Source organism: Streptosporangium amethystogenes, from assembly GCF_000721075.1.
In the GTDB taxonomy this organism is placed as follows: domain Bacteria; phylum Actinomycetota; class Actinomycetes; order Streptosporangiales; family Streptosporangiaceae; genus Streptosporangium; species Streptosporangium amethystogenes.
The window spans coordinates 134,973-147,014 of record NZ_JOEQ01000011.1 but is presented as its reverse complement, the minus strand read 5'-3'; the positions used below and the strand labels follow the sequence as shown (position 1 = coordinate 147,014).

The following is a 12,042-nucleotide window of genomic DNA, read 5'->3' as shown; positions in this document are numbered from 1 at the left end:
CGCGTGACGGTAGGCACCCAGATCCGCTTTCCTGCCCACCTGGCTCACCCCTTCTCCCCCGCGGGACGGGCCGATCCCTATCCGGCCTACGACTGGCTACGCGCCCGCGCTCCGGTCCACTACGACGCGGCGTCGCGGCTCTGGCTGGTGACCGGGCACGCCGACTGCGCCGCCGTACTGCGTGACCAGGGTTTCTCGGCGAGTGCCGGTCAGCAGGGGCGGGCGCGCGACGAGGAGTTGCCGCCGTCGATGCTCACCACGGACCCCCCCGACCACACCCGGTTGCGCGCGCCGGGGCTGCTGCTGCTCGGACCCGCGGCGATCGCGTCGGTGGCCGAGGCGATCGCCGCCGACGTGGACGGGCTCCTCGACCGGCTGGCGGAACGGTCCATGGTCGACGGGGTCACGGAGATCGGCAGCCCGCTGGCCACCTCGGTCTTCCTGCGGCTGTTCGGGCTGACGGAGGGCGACCGGAGGGTCTTCGCGCAGCTCGCCCAGGCTGCCTCGATCAATCTGGACCCGCTGGCCGGGCCGCAGGTGGCGGCGCTGGGCAGGTCGGCCATGGCAGAGCTGACCCGGTTCCTGGACGCGCACTGCGCGTCCGCGCCGCCCAGCCCGCTGGCCCGGCTGGCCGCCGACGACCGGCTGAGCAGGCGGGAGATGCTGGGGGTGCTCGGGCTGGCCGTGGTGGGCGGGTGGCAGCCGCTGGCCGAGGCGATCGGCAACGCGCTGTACTGGCTGCTGCCCCGGCCCGAGGCGCTGGCCGTGCTGCGCGAGGGTGGCCGGGAGCCGGCGCGCATCGCGATGGACGAGTTGCTGCGGCTGGAAGCGCCGATTCCGTTCACCGCCAGGGTCGCGATCCGGAACGTGGCGCTGCCCGGCGGGCAGGTGCCCCAGGGGGCCAGGGTGCTGGCGGTCGTGGCCGCCGCCAACCGGGACCCGGCCGTTTTCGAAAGGGCCGGGGAGCTGGTGCTCGACCGGACGCCCAACCCGCACCTGGCCTTCGGCGGAGGGCCGCACTTCTGCCTGGCGGCGCAACTCGTCCGGCAGACCGGGGCGGTGCTGCTGGCCCGGCTGGCCGAGCGGTTCCCCGCCGCGTCGCTGGCCGATCCGGAGCCGGCCTGGGCCGGCACGCTGATCCCCCGGCGGCTGCGCGCCCTCCCGGTGCGGCTGGGAGGCGGGGATGCGAACTGAGGTTCTCGTGATCGGCGCCGGCGTCAGCGGGCTGACCTGCGCCGACCGCCTGACCAGGGCCGGGGTGCGCACCGTGGTCGTCGAGGCCAGGTCACGGATCGGCGGGCGGATACGGACCTTCCGGCCCGCGGACGGCGGGCCCCCGCTGGAGCTGGGCGCCCAGGTCGTGCACGGCGACCGCAACCCCGTCCACGGGCTCGTGGAGACCGGGACGGCGCCGCGGCCGACCGCGGCCCGGGTGATCAGCGGGCGGGTGGGCCGCCCCATGGGGGCGCTGGCCCGCACGCCGCATCCGCCCTGGCTGCTGGAGGCCAGGCTGAGCGCGGAGGGCGCCGGGGCCGGCGGGTCGGTGAACGGCTGGCTCGGCGACGTCGGCGGGCCCTACCCGGTGGCGAGCGAGTGGTTCCGGCAGATCTGGGCCGCGGACCCGGAGCGGCTCAGCGCCGCCGGCGTGGCCGCGGCCCATCGGGGGGACGACGGCGGATCGGGAGAGTACATCGTGTTCGGCGGGTTCGACCTGCTGCCGCGACGGCTGGCGGCGGGGCTGGAGGTGCACACCGGATGCCCTGTCCAGGTGCTCGGCTGGTCGCCGGGGCGGGTCGCCGCACTGACGCAGGCCGGGACCGTGGAGGCGGAGCGGGTGGTGGTGACCGTGCCGCCCGCCGTGGTGACCTACGGCACCCTCACCATCAAGGATCTGCCCGAGCACAAGATCGAGGCTGCCCGGGAGCTGTCGGCGGGTGACGGCTGCTGCGTGGTGGCGACCCTGTCGGTGCCCGCGCCGGAGACCGCGTCGGTGTTCGACGCGGACGGCGTCAGCGGCTTCGTGAGCTGCCGCGAGGGGCGCCCCGAGGCGTTGATCGTGGCCAAGGACGCGGCGGCGGCCTGTGTGCGGGCCGCCACCGGTCCCGACCTGTCGGCCATGCTCACGGTGGCGCTGCCCTGGGCGGCGGGGGCCCGGGTGCTGGAGCGGCGGATCGCCGACTGGGGAGCCGACCCGTGGAGCCGGGGTGCGTTCACCGCGCCGCTGCTCGGCGCCGAGCGGGCTCCCGCGCGCTGGGCCGAGCCGGTCGCCGACACACTCTTCTTCGCGGGCGAGGCCACGGTCTCGGGAATGCGACTGCCGTGGGTTCAGGGGGCGATCGCCAGCGGGGTGCTCGCCGCCGACCGGCTCCTGGAGGCGATGGGCTGATGACAGCGCAGTTGGGGACACCGCATTCCGGCTGGTACCTACCGGCCTTCACCTCCGAGCTGACCGCCGAGGTGACCCCCCTGGAGATCGGCACCCGGCGGCTGGTGGCCGTGCGGGACGAGACGGGGATCCGGGTCTTCGACGCCGACTGCCCGCATCGGGGCGCGCACCTCGGTTACGGGGGACGGCTCTCGGGCGACTGCCTGATCTGCCCGTTCCACGGCCGCCGGATCGCACTGGGCGACACCACCAGGCGGTGGTCGGTACGCGAGCACCACGTGATCGTCTCCGGCGATGCCGTGTTCGTACGGCTCTCGGACACCCCTGACGACGACCGGGGGCTCACCCGGGCGCTCAAGGAACTGGGCGGGACCCATCCGCTCACCGCGGCCGTGATCAAGCCGGTGGACGTCGATCCGGTGATGATCGTGGAGAACGCCTTCGACATCGACCACTTCACCGAGGTGCACAAGGTGCCGCGGCTCCGCGGGATGGCGCACCGGGACGGGGAGGAGGGCGAGCTGATCATCGAGGGCGAGTTCGTCATGGGGGCCAAGCCGGGGAGCGCCTCCGGTCCTTCGGTCACCCGGGCGCGCTTCCTGGCATGCGCCTACAGTCCCGGCGTGGTCGTCACCCGGTTCGGGCCGCCGGGGTGGGAGCAGGTCATCGTCACCGCCGCCGTGCCCCGGGAGAGCGGCGGGTGCGTGGCGCGGGTGGCGATCGGCGTCCGCCCCGAGCAGCAGGGCGAACTGCCGCTGCTCATCAGCGGCAGCGAGCGGGCGCTGGCCGAGGACGCGGTGGTCTGGGAACGGTTGAATCCGCGGGTGGTGCCCCGCTTCGACGGCGGGGACGCGGCCGTGGTGGCCTACCGGGGGTTCTGCGCGGGCTTTCGGGAGCCGGCGTGAACGGGCTGCGCGTGGTCGAGTCGGGGACGGGTCCGGCGGTGCTGTGGGTGCACGGCTACACCATGGACCTCACCCTGTGGGAACCGCTGTGGAGGCTGCTGCCCGGCTGGCGGCACATCGGCGTGGATCTCCCCGGTCACGGCGGCTCCGAGCCGCTGCGGCCCGGTGTCACGCTGCCCGCCCTGGCGGTACGGCTGGCCGAGATCGCCTCGGCCGAGCGGGCGGACCGGGTCGTGGGACTCTCCTTCGGCTCCTGCGTCGCGCTGCAGATGGCCCTGGAGGCGCCCGAGGTGGTGCGGAACCTGGTGCTCGCGGCACCGACGCTCGGCGGTGCGCCACCCGACCCCGCGGCCAGGCGGCGTTACCTGGAGCTCATGATGGTGCGCAGGGCGGGCGGCGCGCGGGAGCAGATGGCCGAGCTGTGGATGAGCTCCCCGCCTGACATCTTCCGCGGCACCGAGGCCCATCCAGAACTGCGGGCCCGGCTACGCGAGGTGATCGGCAGGCACTCCTGGGCCGAGCTGGACAGCGGGGCGATGGCGGGGCTCACCGCGCATCGGCACTCGGCCGAGGATCTGATCCGGATCAGGGCCAGGACCACGGTGATCATCGGAGATTCGGACATGCCTGTCTTCGTAGACAATGCCAAAATGCTGGGAAAGATGGTGGCACAATGCAACATTCATACGATTCATAACTCCGGACACCTCCCCCTGCTTGAATGTCCAGAGATGTCAGCTGAAGCGGTATTTGCGGGACTGGCGTTATCTGAGAGAGTAGACACTGCTTGACCTGATTGTAAGAATGCTTAGATTAGGACAACCGTAAGGGGGGATAGTTGCCCCTGTTATTGAGTTTCTTCGGTATGACCATCATGGTGCTGACCAAACTCGACCCCACCGACCTGGCGTTCCTGTTCGGCCCCCATCTGGTGGAGACCGGCGAACCACAGCTCGCCGTGAAGCTTCTCACCAACAAGGCCTCAGAGGGAGAACTGCTGGTCCAGCGTCCCGACGGGATGTTGCTCCAGCGTCGCGTGTTCCGAGGGTGGAGCACCATGCCACCACCGCTTCCTCCATTCGCCGTACTCGACCATCTCTACCTGGTGATGCGTGCCGTCGTCATGGCCAAGGACGACGTGACGGTCGCGCTGATCGGCAGTGCCTGCTCGCCCAGCGCCGGCGTGGCGGCCGCATTGGCCGGCCGGTCCTGGCGGCCGGTGTCGGGGCAACTCCTCGTGGTCGACCGGACCACCGGGCACACCCTCCCCTTCCACATCCCGCTGGACCTGCGCGGCGGCGCCCTGGAGTCGGCGAGAAGCGGCGGGCTGATCGGCCAGGAGCCGGACCCGGCGATCTGGCGGCAGGCTCATCCCGCACTGGCCGGGGAGTCCGTTCTGGTCCGCCCTGAGCGGCTGGGCCCGCCCGTCCCGATCACCGCCAGGCTGGCCCCGCCCACGCTGGTCAGGCTCTGCCAGGGAGACGACGACCGCTGCAGGCTTGAGCCCTGGTCGTTCCAGCCGCACATCTGGCCGCCGGCCGCCACGGAACTGGCCGACGCGCCCCGCTACCGGCTGCTCATGCCGGAGTTCGGCGGCGCGGAGGAGGCCGCGGCACTCATCGACGACAGGATCCAGAAGGAGCCCCCATGCCCCGGCGGACCGCGTACGGCCCGGGAACGCCGTGCTGGGTTGATCACATCACTGTCGACCTGACCGGCGCGAAACAGTTCTACGGTGACCTCTTCGGCTGGGAGTTCACCAGGGAGAACAGCCGTGGCTACCACCTGATCACATTGCGCGGAGAGATCATCGGCGGCCTCGGCCCCAGCCCGATGGGCCCGGCCTTCGGCTCGTCCTGGAACGTCTACCTGGCCGCCAAGGACCTCGGCCACACCCGGGCGGAGGTCGGGCGCCTGGGCGGCCGGATCGTGATGGGCCCGGTGCCCGCGGGCGAGAACGGCCGGCTCTGCCTGGCGGTCGACCCCTCGGGCGCGGCGGTCGGCTTCTGGGAGGGCGGCAGGGACGAGGGCGTGGTCCTGGTGGACGAGCCCGGCGCCCTGTGCGCCTGCGAGTTGCACACCTCCGGCCAGGAGGCGGCGACGGAGTTCTACCGGAACCTGTACGGCGACGTGCCCCTGGTGATCCGCCCCTCCGCCAGAACCGGCTGGGTGCCGTTCTTCGGTGCCGGTGACGGTGACAGTGCCGGTGCCGTCGCGGCGGCCCTGGCGGCCGGCGCCCGCCCGCTGGAAAACGGCCTGCTCGCCGACCCACTGGGCGCGGTCTTCGGTCTCACCATCCTGAATTAATCCATAAATGCGTATAAATACGTATTAACAATATTCACCGCACCTTGCGAGGATTAAACGGTTAGCAGTTTTCCTGCGGGAGGGGTATTCCATGGCGCCTGACGTGGTGGTTATAGGCGGGGGCCCGGCGGGGGCGATCTCCTCGGCACTGCTGGCCCGGGCCGGTGCCCGGGTGCGCCTGCTGGAACGGGACTTCTTCCCCCGATACCACATCGGCGAGTCGATCTCCTCTTCCTGCCGGGCCATCATCGACCTGGTCGGCGCGCGGGAGAAGGTCGAGGCCCGCGGCTACCAGGTCAAGGAGGGCCTGCTGCTCCGCTGGGGCGCGGAGCGCGACTGGACGATCAACTGGCCGGACCTCTTCGGCGACCAGGTGCGATCCTGGCAGGTGGACCGCGCCGACTTCGACGACGTCCTGCTCAAGCACGCCGCCGAGCAGGGCGTGGAGGTGGTCCACGGGGCCCGCGTGAAGAAGGTCGGCTTCGACGACGGCCGCGCCGTGGGCGTGGAATGGGTACACGAGGGGCACCGCCAGGAGACCGCGGCCGACTTCGTGGTGGACGCCTCCGGCCGCGCAGGCGTGCTCTCCGCACAGCACTTCCGCAACCGGCAGCCGCACGACGTCTTCCGCAACGTCGCCATCTGGGGCTACTACCGGGGCGGCGCCCTGTTGCCCAGCACCCCCAGGGGCGGCATCAACGTGATCTCCTCGCCCAACGGCTGGTACTGGGTCATCCCGCTCAGCGGCGACGTCTACAGCGTGGGCTTCGTCACCCACAAGGACCAGTTCCTGGCCCGCAGGTCCGGGTTCTCCTCGCCGGACGAGATGTTCTTGGCCCTGGTCGCGGAGTCCGAGACGGTGGCGGAACTGGTGGCGAGCGGCGACTTCCAGGGCGAGGTCCGCGTCGAGCAGGACTTCTCCTACTCGGCTGACAGCTTCTGCGGCCCCGGCTACTTCCTGGCGGGCGACTCCGCCTGCTTCCTGGACCCGCTGCTCTCCACCGGCGTGCACCTGGCCATGTACAGCGGCATGCTGGCGGCCGCGACCATCCTGTCCGCGCACGCCGGGGAGGTCACCGAGCGCGAGGCGCTGGGATTCTACGAGTCCCACTACCGCAACGCCTACGGCCGGATGTTCTCCATGGTCGCCGGCTTCTACGAGCAGTACCGGGGCAGGAACAGCTACTTCTGGCTGGCGCAGCGCCTGGCCAGGGGCCAGTATCCGGAGCTGATGAAGAAGCGCGTCGGCCGCGCCCCGGCGCCCTCCGACGGCGCCTTCGCCTCGATCACCGCGGGCCTGACCGACCTGGACGACGCCACCCGCGTCGGCGGCGCGGTGCCGCTGGACGCGATGGTGCTGGCAGGCGAGCTGACCGCGGGCCAGGACCGTGCGGGCCACGAGAACACCGGCGGCACCGCCGCCGGGCTGTACCTGGTCACCGAACCGAGGCTGGGCATCGGACGGGCCACCGAGCCGGTGTCACCGCACTGATCACAGACCGAGGGCGGCGGCCAGCTGGTGCCGCCCTCGGATACCGAGCTTGCGGTAGATGCGGCCCAGGTGGGTGTCGATGGTGCGCTTGCTCAGGCAGAGCCGCTCGGCGACCTCCATGCTGCTCATGCCCTGCCGTACCAGCTCGACGACCCGCTGCTCGGCGGGGGTGAGCAGGATCTGGGCCTGCGCGGGCCGCGCGTCCGGCGCGTGCTCCGGGCTCGCCGGCGGTTCGGCGGCGATCGTACGGGCCGCGGTGTGCTCGCCCAGCGCGTTGTACGCCTTGGCGGCGTGCGCGCGCCAGGGCAGGCAGGCGGGGTTGGTGATGCCGCGGGCGGAGAGCCGGTGCCCGCAGTCGAGGAACAGGCTCAGCGCGGTGACGTGGTCGCCCGTCGCCGCCGCGATCAGTCCCTGGACCTCCAGGATCAGGCTCTTGATCAGGGGGTGGGCGTCCGCGGGCATCGTCATCCCGCGTACCAGCTCCGCGGCGTCCTGGGCGCGGTCCATCCGGATCAGGGCCCGCGCGCCACAGGCGCGCGCCGCCGTGGTCAGCACCCGCGCGCCGATCCGCTCGGCCCCCTCCCGCGCGTCGAGCGCGTCTCGCAGGCTGTCGGCCGAGTCGCCCCGCCGGTGGCCGATATCGGCCCGCAGCAACAGCCCGAGCACGTGCAGATCCGGCTGGTCCCAGGTGCGGGCGTCCTGCAGGATCCGGTCGCACACGGCCAGCGCCTCCTCCGGACGCCCCGTCCAGCCGAACGCCAGCGCGGCGCCCACCAGCCCGGTCCCCGCGGGCCGATCCCGGCGGGAACGCTCCCGGGAGGCCCGCGTCGCCAGCCGCCTGGCGGTGCCCGGATACCGCCCGCTCGCCGCGACCATCGCCGCCAGCGCCCCTGCGAGCTCCTTCGCCGCCGAATCCGGCAGGCCAGAGGAGGCCATCCGCACCGACCTGCGCAACCCGGCGCGGTACCCGGACAGCACCCCCTGCGCGGTCAGCCGGAGCAGCGGCTCCCTCGGCGGGTCCGCCATGGCCGCCAGTTCGTGGGCCACCGTGACGAACGGCCGGACCCCCACCGTGCTGGCGACCAGCGCGGGGCTGGCCAGGTTCAGCAGCGACCTGGCCCGCCTGACGGGGTCGGGCGCGGTGCTGACCAGTGTCTCCGCGTGCCGGACGCAGGCGTCCAGGTCGTGGCGGAGCTCGACCGTGCCGAGCTGCAGGGTCAGCTCGTGAATGGTGGCCGGATCGTCGGAGCAGGCCAGCGCGCGGCGCAGGTAACGGGTCGCGTCGTCGTACTCGCGGGCCGCGACCGCCTCGGTGGCCGCCCTGCGCAGCACCGGAACGCCCCAGTCGGAGTCGGTGAGCATCAGGTGCTCGGCGGTCTGGGCGGCCGGCGCGCCCAGCCTGGCCAGCAGCGCGGCTCCGCGTTCGTGCAGGCCGAGCCGGGTCTGGTTGTCGATGCGCGACAGTACGGCCGTGCGGATCAGGGGGTTGTGGAACCGCACGGGCGACCCCGCCGTGATCAGACCCGCCTGGGCGAGGGCCCGGCGGGCCTGCCGGATCTGCGGCTCGCCCTGACTCAGCAGGATCGCCGCCACGGTCACGTCGGTGTCCGGCCCCATGACGGCGAGCTGGGTGAGCAGTTCGTAGGCCACCGGGTCGTGGTCGTGCAGCCATTCGAGCACGGTGGCGGACAGGGCCGCCGTGCCGATCTCCAGCACCTGGTCGGGGTCGGGCTCGCCCGGACTGATCCTGGCCTGCCGCATCCGGCTGGTCAGCTGGCGCAATACCAGCGGGTTCCCCTGCGAGAGCGTGTGGCAGAGCGCGGCCAGCTCCACATCGGGCGGCGCACCCAGCGCCTCGGCGACGAAGTCGGCCGTACAGGTGGCGCAGAACGGTCTGAGCTGGACGAACCGCGCATAGGGCAGCTTGGCCAGATCCGTGCCCAGCCCGGCCGGGGGGCTGCCGGGCAGCGTGGCGATCATCATCACCGGCAGGTCGTCCAGGCGGCGCGCGATGTAGGAGAACCATCGCAGCGACGGCGTGTCGGCGAAGGACAGGTCGTCGATCGCGATGACCACCGGCTGCTCCGCGACCAGGTCGCGGGTCATGTGGAACAGACTGATCAGCAGGTCCTGGGTGGCGGCGCCGTCATCGTCGGCGGCGTGGTCGAACTGCCCGCGGGGCCGCTCGCCGGCGGACATCACCGGGTCGAAGAGCTGGCGGACCATACCGTAGGCGAAATGACTCTCGCTCGGGTGACAGCGCGCCCGCAGCACCAGACTGCGCGGGGGAAGCATTTCGGTCATGGCGCCGAGCAGGGAACTCTTTCCCATTCCGTTTCCGCCCAGGATCGCCGCGACGGTGGGGCGGCCGGCCCGTAGTTCGTCGAGAGCCTCTCGGAAGACAGCCAGTTCTCTGTCTCTGTGAAGAAGCGGTGCCATGCCTCATCGTCCCATTCTCCCGATACGGATCTCAACGGGTTCGGTGCCCGTCTTTCTCGGCGGTACCGGTTCAGGAGTGGGCCATGGCCACCGATCCCGGGCGTCCGGCGCGGTGATACCGAGGCGAATACGTCGGTGCCCTAAGTATCGGCCGCGCGATGCGTACGATTTTTTGCGCATTCACCATCCGGGTCCCCCCGTGTTTAAATCCGCACTGAAGAGGGTTGTCGAGAGCTTGATATAAAAAGGCGGATGCTGATGGAGAGTCCACGACTAAAGGCCCATTTCCATGTCGAGGTCGTGGACGGATCCCGGGTCTTCCTGTTCGCCGAGGGGAAGGACTTCCTGGTGCCGGGGAAGGCCGCCGTGGCGGTGCTCCCCTACCTCGACGGCCGCAGGAGTGTGAGTGAGATCGTCCAGGAGCTGGCCGGGAGCGTTCCATTCACCACGGTGCTGACCACGCTGCGCCGCTACGAGGCGGCGGGGCACCTCGCGGAGGGCAGGCCGGACCTGCCGGAGAAGGTGCTGGCCTACTGGGACGCGCTGGGCATCGACCCGGCGGCCGTCACGAAGGGCACGCCGGTCACCGTCGCGGCCGCCGAGGGGGTGGACGCCACCCCGGTCACGGCCGCCCTGACCGAGCTGGGGCTGAAGGTGCTCACCGGCGCGATCGACGAGGTGCCCGCCGAGGGGGTCTCGGTCGTGCTCGTGGACGACTACCTCGACCCGGCCCTGGAGCGGCGCAACGCGTCGCAGCTGGCATCCGGGCTCCCCTGGCTGCTGGCCAAGCCGGGCGGCGTCAGCCCGTGGCTCGGCCCCTTCCTCGATCCCGACCACACGGGCTGCTGGTCGTGCCTGGCGCAGCGGCTCAGCGGCAACCGCCAGCTGGAGCGCTACCTGGCGGGGAAGCGGGGTGAGCGGACGCCGTTCCACCCGGTGCGCGCGCAGATCTCGGCCGGGCCGCTGGCGCTGGCCGGGATGCTGGCGGCCGAGGTCGCCAGGATCGTGGCGACCGGCGAGCCGGGTGCGCTCTGCGGCCAGATGGTCGCCCTCGACCTGGCGACCATGGAGACCAGCAGGCACGTCCTGATCCGCCAGCCGCAGTGCCCCTCGTGCGGCACGCCGCCCGACGACAACCCCAAGATCGTGCTCACCCCGCGGCAGGCCAACCACGTCACCGACGGCGGTTACCGGGTCGACCAGCCGCAGGACACGTTCGCGCGGCTGGAGCGGCACATCAGCCCGCACCTGGGCGCGATCACCAAGCTGGTCTCGATCGGTACCGACCCCAGCGGCCTGACCTACAGCTACGCCGCCGGTCACAACTTCGCCATGGTCAACGACAGCATGGACCTGCTCCGCCGCAACCTGCGCGGGCAGAGCGGCGGCAAGGGGCGCTCGGAGATCCAGGCGAAGGTCAGCGCGCTCTGCGAGGCGATCGAACGGTACTCGGGGGTCTGGCGGGGGGACGAGCCCGTCATCCGGGCCGCCTACGCCGACCTGGATCCGGCGACGGCGGTGCACCCGGACCGGTTGCTGCTCTTCTCCGACGAGCAGCGGGCCGGGCGCAAGGAGTGGAACGCCGACCCGGCGCACCGGCTGCAGCAGGTGCCCGACCCGTTCAAGGAGGACGTGCCGTTCGACTGGTCGCGGGCCTGGTCGCTGACCCTCGACGAGGAACGGCTGGTCCCCGCCGCCTACGGCTGGTACGGCCACCCCGACCTCTACCAGCACTTCTTCTGCATCGCGGACTCCAACGGCAGCGCGGCGGGCAACACCCTGGAGGAGGCCATCCTGCAGGGCATCTGCGAGCTGGTCGAGCGCGACTCCGTGGCGCTGTGGTGGTACAACCGGCTGCGCCGCCCCGCCTTCGACCTCGACTCGCTGGACGACCCCTACGTGGGCGAGCTGCGGGACTTCTACGGGGCCATGGACCGCGACCTGTGGATGCTCGACCTCACCACCGACGTGGGCATCCCGGTGTACGCCGCGGTCTCCCGGCGCCGCCACGAGGTGGAGGACATCATGGTCGGCTTCGGCAGCCACCCGGACCCGCGCATCGCGGCGTTCCGCGCGCTCACCGAGCTCAACCAGTTCCTGCCGACCGTGGACCGGCGTGACGAGCAGGGCAACACGCTCTACCGGGTGGACGACCCGGAGATGCTGGCCTGGTGCAAGGAGGCCAAGGTCGACCGGGAGCCCTGGCTGCTGCCGGACCCCGGCCTCCCGCCGGTCACCGTCGGCCCGCCCGCCCCCACCGACCTGGCCGTGTGCGTGCGCCAGTGCGTGGACTCGATCGAGGCGGCCGGATCCGAAGTGATCGTCCTCGACCAGACCCGTCCCGATCTGGAGCTGAACGTCGTCAAGGTGATGGCGCCCGGCCTGCGGCACTTCTGGCGCCGCCTGGCGCCCGGCCGCCTCTACGACGCACCGGTACGGCTCGGCTGGCTCGACCGGCCGACCCCCCAGGACGAGATCAACTCCTGGAACGTGTTCTTCTAAGTGAACGGTCC

The 12,042-nt window shown here is 71.8% G+C and carries 9 protein-coding genes; 8 read left to right on the top strand and 1 reads right to left on the bottom strand.

Features of this window, described 5'->3' with window-relative positions; genetic code table 11:
- Positions 1-3 precede the first annotated feature (3 nt).
- The 7 genes from IG98_RS0118025 to IG98_RS0117995 all read left to right on the top strand — a co-directional run bounded on the left by IG98_RS0118025 (position 4) and on the right by IG98_RS0117995 (position 7,090).
- Positions 4-1,194, top strand: coding sequence for a cytochrome P450 (locus tag IG98_RS0118025; RefSeq protein ID WP_030913252.1), 1,191 nt, complete (start codon positions 4-6; stop codon positions 1,192-1,194).
- Positions 1,184-2,386 (top strand): flavin monoamine oxidase family protein, encoded by a 1,203-nt coding sequence (locus IG98_RS0118020; protein ID WP_084195439.1) that lies wholly within the window; start codon positions 1,184-1,186, stop codon positions 2,384-2,386. The genes IG98_RS0118025 and IG98_RS0118020 overlap by 11 nt, the downstream gene beginning before the upstream one ends.
- Positions 2,386-3,291, top strand: a complete 906-nt coding sequence (locus IG98_RS0118015; RefSeq protein WP_030913248.1) for a Rieske 2Fe-2S domain-containing protein — start codon at positions 2,386-2,388, stop codon at positions 3,289-3,291. The genes IG98_RS0118020 and IG98_RS0118015 overlap by 1 nt, the downstream gene beginning before the upstream one ends.
- Positions 3,288-4,082, top strand: a complete 795-nt coding sequence (locus tag IG98_RS46990) for an alpha/beta fold hydrolase (protein ID WP_030913245.1) — start codon at positions 3,288-3,290, stop codon at positions 4,080-4,082. The genes IG98_RS0118015 and IG98_RS46990 overlap by 4 nt, the downstream gene beginning before the upstream one ends.
- A 74-nt stretch (positions 4,083-4,156) precedes the next feature.
- Entirely contained in the window at positions 4,157-5,005 is an 849-nt protein-coding gene (locus IG98_RS0118005) for a hypothetical protein (protein ID WP_030913243.1), read from the top strand.
- Complete coding sequence (locus IG98_RS0118000; protein WP_051752357.1) at positions 4,939-5,598, top strand: VOC family protein; 660 nt, start codon at positions 4,939-4,941, stop codon at positions 5,596-5,598. Before IG98_RS0118005 ends, IG98_RS0118000 begins: the two co-directional genes overlap by 67 nt.
- A gap of 91 nt (positions 5,599-5,689) precedes the next feature.
- The gene (locus IG98_RS0117995) at positions 5,690-7,090 is read left to right on the top strand and encodes an NAD(P)/FAD-dependent oxidoreductase (RefSeq protein WP_037970654.1); all 1,401 of its coding nucleotides are present in this window, start codon (positions 5,690-5,692) and stop codon (positions 7,088-7,090) included.
- On the opposite strand, the gene IG98_RS0117990 is transcribed toward IG98_RS0117995, so the two are convergent.
- The gene (locus IG98_RS0117990; protein ID WP_030913234.1) at positions 7,091-9,529 is read right to left on the bottom strand and encodes an AAA family ATPase; all 2,439 of its coding nucleotides are present in this window, start codon (positions 9,527-9,529) and stop codon (positions 7,091-7,093) included. It abuts the gene before it with no gap.
- Between the two features lie 258 nt (positions 9,530-9,787).
- On the opposite strand from IG98_RS0117990, the gene IG98_RS0117985 reads away from it, so the two are divergent.
- On the top strand, positions 9,788-12,031 hold the full coding sequence (locus IG98_RS0117985) for a TOMM precursor leader peptide-binding protein (RefSeq protein ID WP_037970718.1): 2,244 nt from the start codon (positions 9,788-9,790) through the stop codon (positions 12,029-12,031).
- Positions 12,032-12,042 lie beyond the last annotated feature (11 nt).

Excerpts from the sequence above, each read along its gene's own strand:
- IG98_RS0118020 (WP_084195439.1), top strand. The coding sequence starts at position 1,184 with ATGCGAACTGAGGTTCTCGTGATCGGCGCCGGCGTCAGCGGGCTGACC.
- IG98_RS0118005 (WP_030913243.1), top strand. The coding sequence starts at position 4,157 with ATGACCATCATGGTGCTGACCAAACTCGACCCCACCGACCTGGCGTTC.
- IG98_RS0117995 (WP_037970654.1), top strand. The coding sequence starts at position 5,690 with ATGGCGCCTGACGTGGTGGTTATAGGCGGGGGCCCGGCGGGGGCGATC.
- IG98_RS0117990 (WP_030913234.1), bottom strand. The coding sequence starts at position 9,529 with ATGGCACCGCTTCTTCACAGAGACAGAGAACTGGCTGTCTTCCGAGAG.
- IG98_RS0117985 (WP_037970718.1), top strand. The coding sequence starts at position 9,788 with ATGGAGAGTCCACGACTAAAGGCCCATTTCCATGTCGAGGTCGTGGAC.
- IG98_RS0118000 (WP_051752357.1), top strand. The coding sequence starts at position 4,939 with ATGCCCCGGCGGACCGCGTACGGCCCGGGAACGCCGTGCTGGGTTGAT.
- IG98_RS0118015 (WP_030913248.1), top strand. The coding sequence starts at position 2,386 with ATGACAGCGCAGTTGGGGACACCGCATTCCGGCTGGTACCTACCGGCC.